The sequence below is a fragment of the Psychroflexus montanilacus genome, assembly GCF_020164535.1.
Taxonomy (GTDB): domain Bacteria; phylum Bacteroidota; class Bacteroidia; order Flavobacteriales; family Flavobacteriaceae; genus Psychroflexus; species Psychroflexus montanilacus.
On sequence record NZ_JAIQZC010000002.1, the window covers coordinates 79359 to 96360 of the forward strand.

Genomic DNA, 17002 nt, shown 5'->3' on the forward strand with positions numbered 1-17002 from the left:
ATTTATAAAAAATAAACCCAGCCTTGGAACTAATCCAAAGCTGGGTATTGTAAATAATCTGTTCTTATTATTTAGTGAACAAAAGTTCTCTGTATTTAGTCAAAGGCCATATTTCGTTATCGACCAATAGCTCCAGTTTATCACAGTGATAACGGATATCATCAAAGTAAGGTTTCACTTTGTTACAATAAGCAAAAGCCTTTTCGGTTGGGTCTTCCATAACATTGGCTTTTTTCCTTTCTTCAATCATCTGCTCTACTTCTTCGTTGATTTTTTCAATGTGGTTTGAAATAGCTTCGATGATATTCATTTGTTGTTTAGCCTGATCTTTGAAATTGGTTCCGTAAATTTCCTTTAAACCCTTTACATTTTTTATCAACACGTTTTGATACTTAATGGCTGTTGGAATGATATGATTCCTGGCAATATCTCCTAAAACTCGGCCTTCAATCTGGATATGTTTAGAATAGTCTTCAATTTCAATTTCGTATCTGGCTTTGATTTCAGTCTCATTCATAATGTTCAATTCCCCAAACAAATCAATCGCTTTTTTAGAAATTTTTGGTTTAAGAGCTTCAGGAGTTGTTCTGTAGTTACTTAAGCCACGCTTTTCAGCTTCTTTTTCCCATGCATCGCCATAACCATCACCTTCAAATCTTATTTTATTAGAAGATTTGATATACTCTCTCAATACGTTGAAAATAGCATCGTCTTTTTTCATCTTTTTATCCTTTGAAATAAGACCGTCTACTTCTTTTTTAAATTCGATAAGCTGTTTGGCTACAATAGCGTTGAGCACTGTCATAGGATCCGCACAATTAGCAGTGGAACCAACTGCTCTCAATTCAAATTTATTTCCAGTAAATGCAAATGGTGATGTTCTATTCCTATCTGTATTATCTAGTAATATTTCAGGAATTTTACCAACTACATTCAATTTCAATTCTGTTTTCTCTTCTGGAGAAAGTTTGCCATTGGTGACTTTTTCTAGCTCATCCAGAACCTTAGTAAGTTGTGAACCAATAAATACAGACATAACTGCAGGAGGAGCCTCATTCGCTCCAAGTCTATGATCGTTTGATGCGGAAGCAATGGTTGCTCTTATCAATTCTTCATTTTCATAAAATGCTTTAATCGTATTGATAAAGAAAGTCAAAAATTGCATGTTTTTCATTGGAGTCTTACCTGGGCTCAATAAATTAGAACCTGTATCTGTTGCAAGTGACCAGTTGTTGTGCTTTCCACTACCATTTACCCCCTGGAAGGGCTTCTCATGAAATAATACTTTAAAATGGTGGCGTTCTGCTATTTTATCCATAACGTGCATCAACAATGAGTTGTGATCTACAGCAAGATTCACTTCTTCAAAAATCGGTGCCAGCTCAAATTGATTAGGCGCAACTTCATTGTGCCGTGTTTTCACAGGAATTCCAAGCAGCATACACTCTCTTTCCAAATCTCTCATGTAGTTTAAAACACGACTTGGTATAGATCCAAAATAGTGATCGTCAAGCTGCTGACCTTTTGCGGGAGAATGCCCAAGCAAAGTTCTTCCAGACATCATAAGGTCCGGTCGTGTAGAAGCCAAGGCAGAATCGACCAAGAAGTATTCCTGCTCCCAACCCAGCGTTGTGATTACTTTATTTACTTTCTTATCAAAATATTTAGCAACATCTGTAGCTGCTTTATCCAATGCAGAGACTGATCGCAGCAAAGGAGTTTTATAATCTAAAGCTTCTCCAGTATAAGAAACAAAGATGGTAGGAATACAAAGTGTAGGCCCCCATACAAATGCTGGAGAAGAAGGATCCCAGGCTGTATAACCTCTTGCTTCAAAGGTATTTCTGATTCCCCCATTAGGTAAGCTGGAAGCATCAGGTTCCTGCTGCACCAATTGGGAACCGCTAAATTTCTCCATAGCGGAACCATCATCTACAGTTTCAAAAAAAGCATCGTGCTTCTCTGCAGTGGATCCTGTAAGTGGCTGAAACCAGTGAGTATAGTGAGTTGCTCCTTTAGAAATCGCCCATTCTTTCATTCCAGCTGAAATGCTTTCAGCTAATGAACGGTCTATTTTTTCACCTTTATCAATGGCATTTTTTAAGCCTTCAAATGAGTCTTTTGTGAGATGTTGACGCATCGCTTTTTGGTTGAATACATTCCTTCCAAAAAGATCGGATCTGCGTTCCTTTTCTTTAATTTTTACTGGAGCTCTTCTCAGAGTCTCTTTTAAAGCATCAAATCTTAGTATAGCCATTTTAAATAAATTTTACATTTATTCAAAAGTAAATAATTTTGATATAGGATGTAAAATTAAGGGGGTGAAATTCAAAAAAATAATAATTTTATGAAATCACCCCTGTATTAGTTACGAAAAGTAAGTAAGATAAATACGATATAAGCCAAAAAGATTAAAACACCTTTGTATCGGGAAATTGAATTTTTTGGAGGCAGGAAAATAAGTGGCACCAAAACAAGTGAAAAACCTATCATCCAAAAGATATCATTTGTGAGGACTTCTTTGGATTGAAGGAAAATAGGTTTAATGACAGCTGTAAGCCCAATAACAGATCCAATGTTAAAAATATTGGAGCCAATCAAATTTCCCAAAGAAATGCCTTTTTCTTTCTTAAGTGCCGCAATAACTGAAGCTGCTAGCTCTGGAACGCTTGTTCCTATCGCAATCATCGTCACTGAAATCACTCGTTCACTTACTCCAAAAGATTCTGCAATTCCAACGGCACCGTCTACAAGCCATTCGGAGCCAAAGTATAGCCCTGCACCTCCAATTAAAAACCACAGAACAATCTTAAAACCTGAAGTCCTGGTCAAAGTCTCGTCGACTTCTTCGGCTACTTCTACTTCTCCTTTTATGGCTTTCCTTATTAAAACCAAAAGGAAAATAATAAGTACTATAAGCAGAGCTACACCTTCTATTCTTGTGATCTGTTCTCCTGTATATAAAAAGAAATACAGCAAGCCAGACAGAATCATCATCACAGGCCAGTTGAACTTTAAAAAATCCTTATCAATATCCATAGATGATATGATAGCTGTAAGTCCTAAAACCAATCCTATATTGGCAATATTTGATCCGATAACATTTCCTAATGATATGTCTGAAAAGCCAGATAATGCAGCTTGAAGACTTACTAATAATTCTGGTGCCGATGTCGCAAAAGAAACGACCGTAAGACCAATAATCATTTTTGATATATTAAATCTCAAGGATAAAGCAACTGAAGACCTGACCAAAAATTCTCCTCCAACAACCAAAAGAATAAATCCTATAATTACTAAAAAGACATCCATTGATATAATTTTTAGCGAAAATAGGATTTTGAGTAATACACGAGATTAAAAATCTCTTATAAAGTTTGTCCTTATAAATTAAAGGATAAGGTAACCATATAATTGTTTAAAAAACTTTGAATCTCAGATTCCTGAGAAAAATCAGTGAAATAAAGAAGTCCTTGTCGGTCTTGCTCGATGCGCTGATAAGAAAAATCTAAAGAAGCATTCCCAAAATTAAACCCTAAACCAAATGAATATCCATTGGCATCTCCAAGGAATCTTTCGTCCTCATAGGGCGTTTGTTGAATAAAGTAACCTGCCCTTAAACTGGTATTTTGGATGCGGTATTCCCCACCAAGATTAAATGTAGAAGCCCCGGTCATCAAATTTGAAATTTCATCATTTTGAAAACCAAACCCTCTTGTGGTAAACTCCATAGCAGAAAAATCTTTATAGCTATAATCGAAACTAATCAGACCAGAACCACCAAACACATATGCTGTACTCACAGATAAACGTCCTGGCGTTTTAAAACTATAATCAGGATAAATATTTAAGACATCAGGATCAAGAATAGCAACTTGATTATTTCCGCTTACTGTTTCTATACGTTGTAAAAGCTCTTCAGAAATACTCATCCAGGTAGGAGAATCATAAGTAAAACCGAGTCTCCAGCCATCTGTTAGTTTTGCAATTCCACCCAATTGAAAAGAAAAGCCACTTCCACGAGTTCTCAGGTCATTGTCAAAGAAGATTTCATTCACACCTGGACCAGAATTAAATTCATCAAATAACGTCTGACGTCTGTAATCCAAAAAATGGAAATTCAAATTTAAACCCAAATGAATTCTATCTCCAATCATACCACCGCCATTAATCGTATATTTACCTGAACTTCCTCTAGTGATCTCTTCGTAATTCTGGTTTGAACTTTCGCCAAAGACATTACTGACATAAGAAGTATTATCCAAATTATCTGGATCTGCAGCATTAATGACAAATGTTTCATATCCTAAAAAGGCCTGTTGCGCATTAAAATCACCGTTCCTACCAAGAAAACGGTAAAGCTGTCTTGGGGTTTCATTGGCTTGAGGAGTCAATAAATCTAAAGGAACACCTTCTGCATTATTTAAAAAATAGCCTGCTACACTTTCTTCATTAATACCACTCACAAAATATTCATTATCAAAATTATTTGTCCTATTGTATGAAAATCCTAGTGAAAGCTTTTGAAAAAGTGCATTCTTATCATTGGTAGTAAACACGAATACTGCACCTAACTGATTCATGTCGAAATCTGATTCTGTTGAATTATTAAACCCCCCACCATAGAATGCATCATTGTTTATTGTAGAGAGGTCCAAGGATCCTGAAAATTTATTATTGATAAAAACAGCAGAACTTGCAGGATTGATATTGATAGCAGAAACATCTCCACCTAAGGCACCAAAGGCACCACCCATAGCAGTAAATCTGGCGGTACCATTAACACTTTGGGTGGAAAATCGTACTGCATCAGTTATATCTTGAGCTATAACACTTGTAGTCACAAAAATAAATAGAATTATAAGTTTTTTCATGTGTGTAGGTTTAGCATATATGATTAAAAACTGTTATCGTCTTCCAGAACTTCTTCCACCTGAAGATCTACCACCTGAAGATCTGCCTCCAGATGATCTTGAACCTCCGGAACTTCTTACACCCGAACTCCTTGAACTGCTAGAACTTCTTACGCCAGAACTTCTAGAAGATCTATTTGATGAAGATCTTACTCCACTACTTCTGCTTGTTCTAGAAGATGAATTATTATATGATCTTGCTCTCGGAGATGTATTTCTGTATGTAGAATTTGATCTAGATCTAGCATCTACGTTTCTAGAATTCCTTATACCAGATCTCGAATAATTACCAGATGTCCTAGCCCCAACATTTCTTGAATTATTTATCCTGTTAGAATATCTTGAAGAGTTGGTTCTTGTACTTCTGCTAACGTTTGATCTGTTACTAGATGCTCTGGATACGTTGCTTCTGCTTGAATTTGCTCTAGAAAGATTAGACCTTGTATTTCCGCTTCTGGAAGAAACTTGAGACCTGGTGTTTCTACTATAAGCATTACCATTTCTACCGAATCTATTTGACCTGTTGTAAGCTATACCATTGTAACCCCTTCCGTAGAAACCTCCAAAACCAGCTCCGTAAAAACCGCCGTAGTAAGGATAACCAAATCCAAATCCAGGGCCATAAAAGCCACCGAAACCGAATCCGCCCCAACCCCATCTAGGGCCAAAGAATCCTCCACCAAAATAAGGGTTACCAAAACCACCCCAGCCCCAGCCAGGACCGTAGAAACCGCCTCCAATAAATGGACCGCCGAAACCAAATCCGCCGCCCCAGCCAGGACCCCAGAAACCGTTGTCAATATAATTAACTGTCACAGAGGATGGATTTGAACCCCATCCTGCATTGTTTCCATTATAAATTGGTTCTTCGTAATATTTTTCTTCTTCAGGATAGTTCCCATCATCAGAAGAATAATCGTCAATATTTGTGAATACTTCATTATTAGAATTTCTTGCTTCAGAAATCATCTGGCTTTGTTCCGAAAAGTATCTCGAGTAAGTATCAGGTTGTTGAGTTGATCTAGTAGCCTGACTAGTATTTCTCTGAGAAGTTTGTGAAGTATTTTCATTAGAAACAGACCTTCTAGCCTCCGAAGGTGCGCTAGACCCATAAATCCCATCAGAAGCAGAATTCACATTTCTATATGACGAACACGAAGTCAAGAAAACCACAGATAACATTCCTAATGCTACAGAATTGAATATTTTGTTTGATTGTATCATAACTTGTGGTTTTTATTATTACTATTATCAAATTTAGTTAGTTTTGTGCTAACAAATCGAATCATTAACACAGGTACAACATTTGTGCCAAACCGTATAGAATGGGAAAGAGCCTAACAAGTAGAAAAGAAGATTATTCCAAGTGGTATAACGAATTGGTTGTGAAAGCCGACCTAGCTGAAAACTCAGCAGTGAGGGGCTGTATGACGATAAAACCTTATGGATTTGCTATTTGGGAAAAGATGCAAGCAGAGCTTGATAAACGATTTAAAGAAACAGGACATGAAAATGCCTACTTCCCATTATTTGTTCCCAAATCTCTTTTTGAAGCAGAAGAAAAAAATGCTGAAGGTTTTGCGAAGGAGTGCGCTGTAGTCACACACTACAGATTGCAGAATGATCCCGACAAACCAGGTAAACTTAGAGTAGATCCGGAGGCAAAACTGGAAGAAGAACTGGTAGTAAGACCAACTTCTGAGGCCGTTATCTGGAACACCTTTAAAGGATGGATACAATCTTACAGAGATCTTCCTCTTAAAATTAATCAATGGGCCAACGTAGTAAGATGGGAAATGAGAACACGCCTTTTCTTAAGAACGACTGAGTTTCTATGGCAGGAAGGTCACACTGCACATGCTACCAAAAAAGAAGCGATTGAAGAAGCAGAACTCATCAATGCCTTATATGCAGATTTCGCCGAGAATTTTTTGGCAATACCGGTGATCGAAGGTGTAAAATCTGAAAGCGAAAGGTTTGCCGGAGCGCTTGAGACCTATTGTATAGAGGCGTTAATGCAGGATGGAAAAGCATTACAGGCAGGAACATCTCATTTTCTGGGAGAGAATTTCGCCAAAGCCTTTGATGTGAAGTTTACGTCAGATCAAGGGAAGCAAGAATACGTTTGGGCGACGAGCTGGGGTGTCTCTACAAGATTGATGGGAGCTTTGGTAATGACACATTCTGATGATAACGGACTGGTCTTGCCTCCAAACCTAGCACCCATACAGGTGGTAATTGTACCCATATTTAAAAATGAGGAACAACTTAATTTAGTCTCAGAAAAAGCAAATTCAATTGTAAAGATTTTAAGGTCTAAAGGAATTAGAGTCAAATTTGACGATAGAACCACACATAAACCAGGATGGAAGTTTGCAGAATACGAACTGAAAGGAATTCCGCTTAGAATCACCATTGGACCAAAAGACCTTGAAAAAGGAACAGTTGAACTTGCCAGGAGAGATACCTTATCTAAATCATTTGAAAATCAAGAAGGCTTAGAGGATTTGGTTGAAAGCTTGCTTGAAGATATTCAAAAGGAATTATTCACTAAAGCAAAAGCATTTAGAGATTCTCATATCACTGAAGCAGACACTTTTGACGAGTTCAAGGAGCTTCTCAACACAAAAGGTGGTTTTATTTCTGCACATTGGGATGGGACAGCAGAAACAGAAGAAAAAATTAAAGAATTGACAAAAGCAACTATTCGATGTATTCCATTGGAAGGTCAAAAAGAAAGCGGAAAGTGCGTATTTACTGGAAATAATTCTGCAAGACGAGTATTATTTGCAAAAGCTTATTAATTTTTCGAATAAAAGATTTGTGCAATTTAAATAATTGGTTATTTTTGCACTCGCAAATTTAATGGTCCGTTCGTCTAGGGGTTAGGACGCCAGGTTTTCATCCTGGTAACAGGGGTTCGATTCCCCTACGGACTACAAATTATAAGTTCATTAATCACATTATTAACACGGTCCGTTCGTCTAGGGGTTAGGACGCCAGGTTTTCATCCTGGTAACAGGGGTTCGATTCCCCTACGGACTACTATTAAAATTTTATATTTAGAAAGTTATGGCTAATCATAAATCAGCATTAAAAAGAATAAGAAGTAACGAAGCAAAACGCTTAAGAAATCGTTACCAACATAAGACGGCTCGTAATGCCATCAGAAGATTGAAAGCTACAGAGGATAAAACTGAAGCTACTAAAAGTCTTCCTGAGATCATCTCTATGATCGATAAGTTAGCTAAAAAGAATATTATTCATAACAATAAAGCTGCAAATCTTAAGTCTCAATTGACTAAGCATGTTGCCGCTATGTAAGTTTTATGATCGATAAATTTCATGGTCTCTTTCTAGAGGCCATTTTTTTTGTAAAAAATATTATTAATAATAAGTCTAAATAAGATTAGATGTTTAAATTTACAAAAAATTAAAACCATGAGATATATATTTTATTTGCTTGTTATTTCGGTTTCAGTGATCGGCTGTAAATCCGATAAAAAAACTGAAGATTCCAAAGAACTCACTGTTTATACTCACAGGCATTACGAATCGGATCAAGAACTTTTTAAACGATTTGAAGAAGAAACAGACATCAAACTTAATATAGTGAACGCCAGTGCTGATGAGCTCATTCAAAAAATGAGTTTAGAAGGCGAACAGTCCCCAGCAGATGTTCTTATTACTGTAGATGCTGGGCGTTTATACAGAGCCAAATCTCAAGACTTACTTCAATCGTTCTCCTCTCCACTCATAGATTCCATTGTTCCAAATCACTTAAGAGATGAGGACGGCCACTGGGTGAGTTTAACAAAAAGAGCTAGAGTTATTGCTTATGCTAAGGACAGAGTCGACTCAACTGAGTTATCAACCTACGAAAATTTAACTTCAGAAGAATGGAAGGATAAGATTCTTGTAAGGAGTTCTTCAAATATTTACAACCAATCGCTTTTAGCCTCAATTATTGCTAATGAAGGAAATGAATTTGCTGAGAATTGGGCTCAAGGAGTTGTTGACAACATGGCAAGATCTCCAAAAGGTAATGACAGAGACCAGGTAAAAGCGGTTGCTAATGGTGAAGGAGATTTGGCGATAGTAAATACTTACTACATAGGAAAACTTTTAAATTCTGAAGACGAAAATGAACTGGAAGCTGGAGAAAGTGTAGGCATATTCTTTCCCAACCAGGAAACAACTGGAACTCACATCAATGTAAGTGGTATAGGTGTAGCAAAATACTCACCAAATAAGGCCTCAGCTGTAGAATTTGTAGAGTTCTTACTTAAGGAAGATGCGCAAAATATATTTGCCGGTTCAAATTATGAATATCCCATTAATCCTAATGTGGAACCTTCAGAAATTTTAAAAGAATGGGGAGAATTCAAGGAGGATAAATTATCACTTAACGAATTAGGAAAAAATAATAAAGAGGCAGTTATCATATTTGATAAAGTTGGCTGGAAATAAATTTAATTGAACATAAAGCATAGATTTTTCAAGTTCAAAAGAGACCTCAACCGATGGTCTCTTTTGTTGTTGATAATATTAGCTGCAGTTGCAATTCCTATACTCACCATTGGCCTCAAATTATTTGATGGTCCTGGAGATAGCTGGGGGCATATTGTAGATTATGTTTTATTTGACTATTTACAAAATTCGCTATTACTGGCTATATTTTGTTCCATTATCGTCATTGTATTTGGAGTAAGCACAGCCTGGTTGGTTTCGAGATTCCATTTCCCATTTAGAAAACAATTGGAATGGCTTCTCATTTTACCTTTATCCGTTCCGGCTTACATAATGGCTTATGCCTATGCAGGTGTTTTTGGATATTCAGGCCTCTTTTCAAATATTGTTGATGCCGTAGGCTTAGACGGTTTCAGAATTGATTTCATGAATATTTATGGACTCTCATTTGTTCTAAGCATTTCACTTTTCCCTTATGTTTATGTAAGCAGCAGAACATTTTTTTTGGCACAGGCAACCAATTTACTGGAAGCATCGCGAATGCTTGGTATAAGCGAATTCAAATCCTTTTTTAAACTCATCTTCCCTCTTGCCAGACCTGCAATAATAGCCGGACTTGTATTGGTACTAATGGAGGTTTTAAATGATTATGGTGCAGCTAGTTATTATGGGGTGAGCACATTTACAACGGGGATTTTCAGATCCTGGTTCTCCTTAGGCGAACCTGAAACTGCCATCTACCTTTCTGCAATTTTATTGATTATTGTATTTGGCCTTATTCTTTTTGAAAAGTGGCAGCGACGACATATGAATTTCACCTCTGCCAAAACTTCTAAACAGAATTATAGTTCTAAACTAAGGCCTAAAAAAGGACACCAAATTTTATTCAGTCTTATTTGTTTTGTACCGGTATGTCTAGGTTTTATCTTACCCGTAATTCAACTATTGATTTGGGCAAAACAAACCTTTGCTAAAGTTTGGAATGTTGAATTTATTACGATCACTTTAGAAAGCTTTGGGATTGCATTCATAACGGCATTGATCACCGTCCTAGTAGCTTTGCTCCTGCTCTTTTTTACAAAATGGAATAAAATTGAATTACTGAAGTCAAGCTCCAAACTCGGTGTTTTGGGGTATGCCATTCCAGGAATAATAATTGCTATTGGTGTATTGGTTCCAAGCTTGTACATAGACAAATGGTTGATTGAAAAAAATATCACCTCAAAATTGATTTTGAATGCCACTTTGATTGCTTTGGTCTACGCCTATGTTGTAAGATTTCTAGCTGTAGCGTATCAACCTTTGGAATCTTCAAGCCTAAAAATTGACAGAAGTTTATCAGATTCTTCTAAAGTTTTGGGAGAAGGAAATTTTAAAACTTTTTTCAAAATTGAATTTCCTCTCATCAGGACTGGTCTTTTGAGCGCTTTTATTTTAGTTTTTATTGACATCTTGAAAGAGTTACCACTTACATTGATAATGAAACCATATGATGTAAACACGCTTGCCGTCAAGGCTTTTGAATATGCAAGTGATGAGATGGTGAGTTCTGCAGCGCTTCCCTCTCTTCTCATAATATTAACGGCTTTAGTTCCCGCAATTTTTTTAAATAAATTACTTTTGAAGAATGCAAGCAACTCTTAATATATCCAATTTATCAAAATCATACGATCAGGGAAAAGTAAAAGCCCTGGATGATGTTTCTTTTTTTGTCAATAAAGGAGACATCTGTGCAGTTGTGGGAGAAAGCGGAAGTGGTAAAACCACCTTAATCCGACTTATAGCTGGCCTGGAAGAACTAGATTCTGGTGAAATTCATATTGAAAGTCAACTTGTAGCCTCTATCAAAAAGAATATCGCTCCGGAAAAGAGAGAGGTTGGGATGGTATTTCAGGAATACGCCTTATTCCCACACTTGTCGGTTCTTGAAAATGTAGTTTACGGCATCAAAAAGTCAAAATCAAAAAAAGACGTTGCTTTAGAGACACTAAATCTTGTTGGTTTGAAAGGATACGAAAAAAGATATCCTCATGAGTTGTCTGGAGGCCAGCAACAACGTGTAGCATTGGCCAGAGCTTTAGCTCCCAAACCTTCGGTTTTAATTCTGGATGAACCCTTTAGTAATCTGGATGCAATGATGAGACACAGGCTTAGAAATGAAGTCTTCAATATCATCAAGAAAACTGGAGTTACTGCAATTTTTGTGACTCATGATACTCAGGATGCACTGGCTGTTGCAGATGAAATTTTAATTCTCCAAAATGGTAAATTGGTTCAAAAAGATGAAGCTTCTGCGTTATACAAAAAACCACAATCCATTTATGTTGCTTCATTATTTGGAAATACAGTTCAGCTCAATAAAGGTTTACAAACGGCTTTTAAATGTCCATTGAAAGAAGATTGCTGTCATGCCATAAGAAACGAAAGTCTAACAGTCAACCAAGATTGTGACTATGTCTCTGAAGCTGAAATCTTAAAACGAACATTTTTAGGCACACACTCTCAGTTACTTTTAAAACTTGATAATGGTGAACATCTCAATGTAGTAACGAATGAACCCGTTTTAGGTAAAACCATAAAAATTGGTTTCAATTCTAAAGATGTTTTAGCATTTGATGAATAATTACTGACCTCTAAAAAATATAATAGTACTAATGGTCTTGAGGATGATTCTTAAATCTAAAAAGACGCTTCTGTGTTTTATATAATACAGGTCGTACTGCAACTTCTCTATCATATCTTCGTCAGAATTGGCATACTTCGCATTTACCTGAGCCCAACCCGTTAATCCAGGTTTTATAACTTGCCTGACTTCGTAAAATGGTATTTTTTTGGATAAATCTTTTACAAATTCTGGACGTTCTGGTCGCGGACCTATTAAACTCATATCTGCTTTCAGCACATTGAAAAACTGTGGAATTTCATCCAGACGAGTTCGCCTTAAGAAGTTTCCAAATTTTGTTATTCTTACATCGCCTTTTCTGGCAAGCTGGGCGCCATCGGACTCAGCATTTTTCACCATAGTTCTAAACTTAATGATGTAGAATTCATTACCAGACTTGCCTAACCTCAATTGTTTGTAAAAAAGTTTCCCCCTATTCCCAATCAAATTACCGATTAGTATTAAAGGAAGAATAGCCAGGCCAAAGGCTAAACCTAGCAAACTCATAACTATATCAACAATTCTGTGGTAAAGTAAATACAGTCGATTTTGATTGCTCCTGCTAAAAGGAAAATAAAAGTAGAAATCATTATTAATATATTGAACTGGAACTTTACTGGTGATTTCCTCATATACATGCGCATAAGCTTTTATAGGAAATCCTGTTTTGAGGAGTGGTACCAGAGCCTGGTATAATTCTGAGCTCAATCCATCTATAGAATTTGCAACAACAATTTCTCCAACCTTATAATCATTCACCACACGTTCAAGTTCATTTAGGCTATAGGCTTGAAAACTAGTAGATGTTTTTTCCTTGGTACTTATAAAACCTTTGATCTCATAATTAGGATCATTTTTAAGTAAATCCTTACCGATTTTATCAATATCCACATCATCTCCAACAATTAGAACCCTCTTAAAGAATCTTGGCGAGGTAATTAAACCTATATAAAGAAATCTCCAAAAAAGTAAAGTTGAAAGTAGAATTCCAAAAAAATAAAGGATTTGAAATCGATTTTCTGGAAGAGGTGGCGATAAAACAGGAGTTAACAGGAAAAATAAAGTAACCAGTAAACTTGTAAGTACTACATTTTTAACGGTAGCTTTTCTGGATTCTGCCTTCTGTAAATTATAAATTTCGAAAACAGTACCAAACAACAAGAGATACGAGCCTAAAGTCGCTAACCATATCCAGACGCCAGATTTGAACGGAAAGTATGTAAACGAAAAGCTCTCTGTAGACAAATATAGGGCCAGCCAAACAAAAACTATGTCGAATACTCTTAGTAAAACCTTTCGTTCAGAGATTTCAAAATGGGTGACTTGGTTAGTTTTCATGATTTAGGATGACTGGTGTCAAATTTATAAAAAGATATCTATATGCCCCTTTTAAAATGAACATCTTTAAAAGCTTTGTTTATTAAAAATTCTTTTTGAAGCCTTGATTTTTAAAGTAAATTTGAAAAAAAATAAGTTTGAAAAATATAATTCTTGCCATTGCTTCAGGTTTACTCCTCGCCTTAAGTTGGCCTACAAATGGTTTTAGTCCTTTAAGTTTTATTGGGTTTGTTCCTCTTCTTTTTGCTGAATTTGATATTAGACAAAAACAACTCAAAAGAAAAAATTTAAGAGTCTTTGGTCACGCCTACCTGAGTTTTTTAATTTGGAATATTATCACCACTTATTGGTTGTATTTTTCTACACCTTTTGGAGGAATTTTTGCCATTCTGGCCAATTCCTTATTGATGAGCACTGTTTTTTTAATCTATCACATAATTGCCAAACGAGTCGCTTTCACAGCAGCTTCCTCCTTCTTTATCGCCCTGTGGTTAAGTTTTGAGAAAGTCCACCTGGGCTGGGAGTTCTCCTGGCCCTGGCTTAATCTGGGAAATGTGTTTGCCAATGACACCAATTTGATTCAGTGGTATGAGTACACTGGGAGCTTTGGGGGAAGTTTATGGGTTTTAATATCAAATTTTATTCTATTCAAAGGTATATTGCTTTACGTTCAGCATAAAGATTCTGGCATTTTACTTCGAACTGGTCTTCGCTTCGTTTTGATTATTGCCATACCAATCATCATAAGTCTTATCATCAAACCTGAAACGGGTTCAGAAAACAGCATAGAAACTCTAAGTCTACAACCCAATATTGATCCCTACACTGAAAAGTATAACACCAACGACGGTGGCATCTCCAAAAGTTTAGTAGATCTGTCAAAACCTCTGCTTAAGAATAAAGAACAGCTTCTTATTGCTCCAGAAACTGTTTTTGCCGAAGGCATTGAGATCAAAAATTACAAGTATTCTAAAGCGAAAGGATTTTCAAACGAACTCTTAAACTCCAATCCACAGCTCAATATTTTATTTGGTATCTCTATGTACGAAATCATAAGAGATAAAAATGAAACTTCTCCTCAAAGTAATTTTTTGAGAAAAGGCATTTGGTTCAACGATTTCAATAGTGCAGTTTTTGAAAAAAAAGACAGTGAACACGAATTTTATCACAAATCCAAACTGGTGGTCGGAGTAGAAAACTTTCCTTACCAATCTACCTTAAAACCTCTACTTGGTGACATCATGATTGATCTCGGCGGCACTGTGGCTATGAAAACCACACAAAAGGAACGCGAAGTTTTTCAGTTAAATAATGGTTTTGGTGTTGCTCCTATCATTTGTTATGAATCAGTTTATGGAGAATTTGTAAATGGTTATGTGCGAAACGGAGCCAATGCTCTGGTGATCATTACCAATGATGCGTGGTGGGGTGAGACTCAGGGACATTTGCAGCACTGGAACTATGCAAAACTAAGGGCAATAGAAACAAGAAGAGCAGTTGCCAGAAGTGCCAATACAGGAATTTCTGGTTTTATTGATAGAGATGGGTCTGTCTTGAAACATTCCAATTACGATGAAAAAACCATTTTAAGTCAGGATTTACCTCTTTACGAAGGCGAAACATTTTACGTAAAGTCTGGAGACTATATTCCAAGAATTTCTAATTTCCTGGCTTTATTCATTTTTTTATTTGCAGTCACCAAAAGGAGAAAATAAGTCAGGATTTGGCCTGAAGGCCTATGGATAGTAATATATATACTACAATAATGACAGGTATGGCTACAAACTTAAACAAGACCAATGCGGCGATAGAAAACATGACTATAAAATAGCGAAACCAGTTTTCAGAAAAGGTAAGGTTCTTGAATTTTAAAGCAAATAATTTCAATTCAGCATTGAGTAGAAAAACGCTAATTACGGAGATTAGGATAAGAAGGTAAGTATGATCTATCCAGGAAGTAATAAAGGATTCGGGATGAAAGTCCAGAATAAGGCCAAGACTCAGAATCAAAAGGGCGTTGGCTGGAGTGGGCAAACCAATAAAACTATCGGTTTGACGTTCATCAATATTAAATTTTGCCAGCCTGTAAGCAGAGCCTAAAGTAATTATAAACCCTATGTATACCATCCAATTGGATTGTGAGGTCAGTAAATTAAACTCTGTTGACGAATCTATGGATCTTGAAATAAGCTGACACATTACAATACCAGGAACAAGGCCACTTGTAACCATATCGGCAAGGGAGTCCAGCTGAAGCCCTAAATCACTTTTTACTTTGAGAGCTCGCGCCGCAAGGCCATCAAAGAAATCAAAGAAAATCCCTAAAGCAACAAATAAAGTTGCTGTACTCAACTCACCTTGAACTGCCAACACTGTAGCAACACAACCCGATAATAAATTGAGAAGTGTTATAAAATTTGGGATTTGTCTTTTAATTAAACTCATAAAGTAGTGGGTTTTGTGCAATAAGAAAAAGCAAAATAAGTTTTAATATTATTAATTATAGCATATTTGTCTTAAAATAATTGGCACATTGAAGAGGCTTACCTTCTTACTTGTATTAGCAACTGCTTGTTCTGCTTTTTCTCAAACAGCAAAGTATTCTAACGAATTCTTGAATATAGGAGTGGATGCCGCAGCATTCGGCATGGCCAATGCTGTGACAGCGACTACTAGAGACGTCAACTCAGGGTACTGGAATCCTGCGGGTCTAGTTCACCTGGAGGACAATCAGGTTTCTGCTATGCACGCCAATTACTTTGCCAATATAGCTACTTACAACTATGTGGCTGGAGCTATGCCTATTGACAGCAAAAGCGCCGTTGGGTTTAGTGTCATAAGGTTTGGGGTAGATGATATTTTGAACACCACACAACTTATCGATGAACAAGGAAATATCGACTATAATCGCATCAGCTTGTTTTCTACTGCAGACTATGCTTTTACGTTGTCCTATGCGAGAAATTTACCATTGGAAGGATTTTCTTATGGTGTAAATACGAAGGTGATCCGAAGGGTCATCGGTGATTTTGCCAATGCCTGGGGTTTTGGGTTTGACGCTGGCATTCAATTTCAAAAGAAATCCTGGTACTTTGGCGTTATGGCCAGAGATATTACAACAACTTACAATACCTGGACTTTTGATGATGATGAATTGGCAACTATCCAAAATGCCATTGACGGTCAAAATCAAGCTGCTCCTGAAGCCTCAGAAATCACTTTACCCAAACTTCAGATTGGTGTGGCAAAAACAACAACTATAAGAAGGGATTTTGACCTTACCACTTCTTTGAATCTTGACATGAGGTTTGCACAGACCAATGATATTATATCCTCTGGAGCGATGAGTGCCACCCCTGCTTTTGGATTTGAAGTGGGGTACATCAATTTAGTTTATCTCCGTGGAGGCGTAGGCAATTTCCAAAATCTGGAACAACTGGGCGGACAGGGCACCGAGATAGGTTTCCAACCCAACTTTGGAGTAGGCTTTAAGTACAAAGGGATTCAGATAGACTATGCCCTTACCGATATCGGCGACCAAAGCCTTGCCCTTTACTCCAATGTTTTTTCCTTAAAACTGGACTGGTCTGTGTTTAGGTAGGATAGTTGCTAATTTTAC

13 protein-coding genes and 2 tRNA genes are annotated in these 17002 nt (G+C 36.7%); 9 read left to right on the plus strand and 6 right to left on the minus strand.

Annotated elements, in window-relative coordinates; translation table 11 throughout:
• Positions 1-67 precede the first annotated feature (67 nt).
• The 4 genes from LB454_RS07140 to LB454_RS07155 form a co-directional block, all read right to left on the minus strand.
• The gene (locus LB454_RS07140; RefSeq protein ID WP_224463958.1) at positions 68-2257 is read right to left on the minus strand and encodes a glutamine synthetase III family protein; all 2190 of its coding nucleotides are present in this window, start codon (positions 2255-2257) and stop codon (positions 68-70) included.
• A 107-nt stretch (positions 2258-2364) separates the two neighbouring features.
• Entirely contained in the window at positions 2365-3312 is a 948-nt protein-coding gene (locus LB454_RS07145; protein WP_224463959.1) for a calcium/sodium antiporter, read from the minus strand.
• Positions 3313-3383: 71 nt separating this feature from the next.
• The gene (locus LB454_RS07150) at positions 3384-4874 is read right to left on the minus strand and encodes an OmpP1/FadL family transporter (protein WP_224463960.1); all 1491 of its coding nucleotides are present in this window, start codon (positions 4872-4874) and stop codon (positions 3384-3386) included.
• 33 nt (positions 4875-4907) lie between these two features.
• Complete coding sequence (locus LB454_RS07155; protein WP_224463961.1) at positions 4908-6137, minus strand: hypothetical protein; 1230 nt, start codon at positions 6135-6137, stop codon at positions 4908-4910.
• A gap of 101 nt (positions 6138-6238) precedes the next feature.
• On the opposite strand from LB454_RS07155, the gene proS reads away from it, so the two are divergent.
• The 7 genes from proS to LB454_RS07190 all read left to right on the plus strand — a co-directional run bounded on the left by proS (position 6239) and on the right by LB454_RS07190 (position 12006).
• Entirely contained in the window at positions 6239-7717 is a 1479-nt protein-coding gene (gene proS, locus LB454_RS07160) for a proline--tRNA ligase (RefSeq protein WP_224463962.1), read from the plus strand.
• A gap of 63 nt (positions 7718-7780) precedes the next feature.
• A tRNA-Glu gene (locus LB454_RS07165) sits at positions 7781-7852 on the plus strand.
• A gap of 34 nt (positions 7853-7886) precedes the next feature.
• A tRNA-Glu gene (locus LB454_RS07170) sits at positions 7887-7958 on the plus strand.
• Between the two features lie 27 nt (positions 7959-7985).
• Positions 7986-8237 carry a 30S ribosomal protein S20 gene (gene rpsT / locus LB454_RS07175; protein ID WP_224463963.1) on the plus strand — a complete coding sequence of 84 codons (252 nt, stop codon included), beginning with the start codon at positions 7986-7988 and terminating at the stop codon, positions 8235-8237.
• A 117-nt stretch (positions 8238-8354) separates the two neighbouring features.
• The gene (locus LB454_RS07180; RefSeq protein ID WP_224463964.1) at positions 8355-9383 is read left to right on the plus strand and encodes a Fe(3+) ABC transporter substrate-binding protein; all 1029 of its coding nucleotides are present in this window, start codon (positions 8355-8357) and stop codon (positions 9381-9383) included.
• A 6-nt stretch (positions 9384-9389) separates the two neighbouring features.
• The gene (locus LB454_RS07185) at positions 9390-11027 is read left to right on the plus strand and encodes an ABC transporter permease (RefSeq protein WP_224463965.1); all 1638 of its coding nucleotides are present in this window, start codon (positions 9390-9392) and stop codon (positions 11025-11027) included.
• Entirely contained in the window at positions 11011-12006 is a 996-nt protein-coding gene (locus tag LB454_RS07190) for an ABC transporter ATP-binding protein (RefSeq protein ID WP_224463966.1), read from the plus strand. The genes LB454_RS07185 and LB454_RS07190 overlap by 17 nt, the downstream gene beginning before the upstream one ends.
• Here LB454_RS07190 and LB454_RS07195 read toward each other — a convergent pair whose 3' ends face one another.
• Entirely contained in the window at positions 12007-13383 is a 1377-nt protein-coding gene (locus LB454_RS07195; protein WP_224463967.1) for a sugar transferase, read from the minus strand.
• Positions 13384-13520: 137 nt separating this feature from the next.
• Here LB454_RS07195 and lnt point away from each other — a divergent pair, with 137 nt between their 5' ends.
• Positions 13521-15098, plus strand: a complete 1578-nt coding sequence (gene lnt, locus LB454_RS07200; protein WP_224463968.1) for an apolipoprotein N-acyltransferase — start codon at positions 13521-13523, stop codon at positions 15096-15098.
• A 1-nt stretch (position 15099) separates the two neighbouring features.
• Here the strand turns inward: lnt and LB454_RS07205 are convergent, their stop codons facing one another.
• A complete protein-coding gene (locus LB454_RS07205; RefSeq protein ID WP_224463969.1) occupies positions 15100-15828 on the minus strand; it encodes a CDP-alcohol phosphatidyltransferase family protein in 729 nt (242 codons plus the stop codon).
• Between the two features lie 88 nt (positions 15829-15916).
• On the opposite strand from LB454_RS07205, the gene LB454_RS07210 reads away from it, so the two are divergent.
• Entirely contained in the window at positions 15917-16984 is a 1068-nt protein-coding gene (locus tag LB454_RS07210) for a putative type IX sorting system protein PorV2 (RefSeq protein WP_224463971.1), read from the plus strand.
• The last annotated feature ends 18 nt before the right edge of the window (positions 16985-17002 follow it).

Excerpts from the sequence above, each read along its gene's own strand:
- LB454_RS07140 (WP_224463958.1), bottom strand. The coding sequence starts at position 2,257 with ATGGCTATACTAAGATTTGATGCTTTAAAAGAGACTCTGAGAAGAGCT.
- LB454_RS07145 (WP_224463959.1), bottom strand. The coding sequence starts at position 3,312 with ATGGATGTCTTTTTAGTAATTATAGGATTTATTCTTTTGGTTGTTGGA.
- LB454_RS07150 (WP_224463960.1), bottom strand. The coding sequence starts at position 4,874 with ATGAAAAAACTTATAATTCTATTTATTTTTGTGACTACAAGTGTTATA.
- LB454_RS07155 (WP_224463961.1), bottom strand. The coding sequence starts at position 6,137 with ATGATACAATCAAACAAAATATTCAATTCTGTAGCATTAGGAATGTTA.
- proS (WP_224463962.1), top strand. The coding sequence starts at position 6,239 with ATGGGAAAGAGCCTAACAAGTAGAAAAGAAGATTATTCCAAGTGGTAT.
- rpsT (WP_224463963.1), top strand. The coding sequence starts at position 7,986 with ATGGCTAATCATAAATCAGCATTAAAAAGAATAAGAAGTAACGAAGCA.
- LB454_RS07180 (WP_224463964.1), top strand. The coding sequence starts at position 8,355 with ATGAGATATATATTTTATTTGCTTGTTATTTCGGTTTCAGTGATCGGC.
- LB454_RS07190 (WP_224463966.1), top strand. The coding sequence starts at position 11,011 with ATGCAAGCAACTCTTAATATATCCAATTTATCAAAATCATACGATCAG.
- LB454_RS07195 (WP_224463967.1), bottom strand. The coding sequence starts at position 13,383 with ATGAAAACTAACCAAGTCACCCATTTTGAAATCTCTGAACGAAAGGTT.
- LB454_RS07205 (WP_224463969.1), bottom strand. The coding sequence starts at position 15,828 with ATGAGTTTAATTAAAAGACAAATCCCAAATTTTATAACACTTCTCAAT.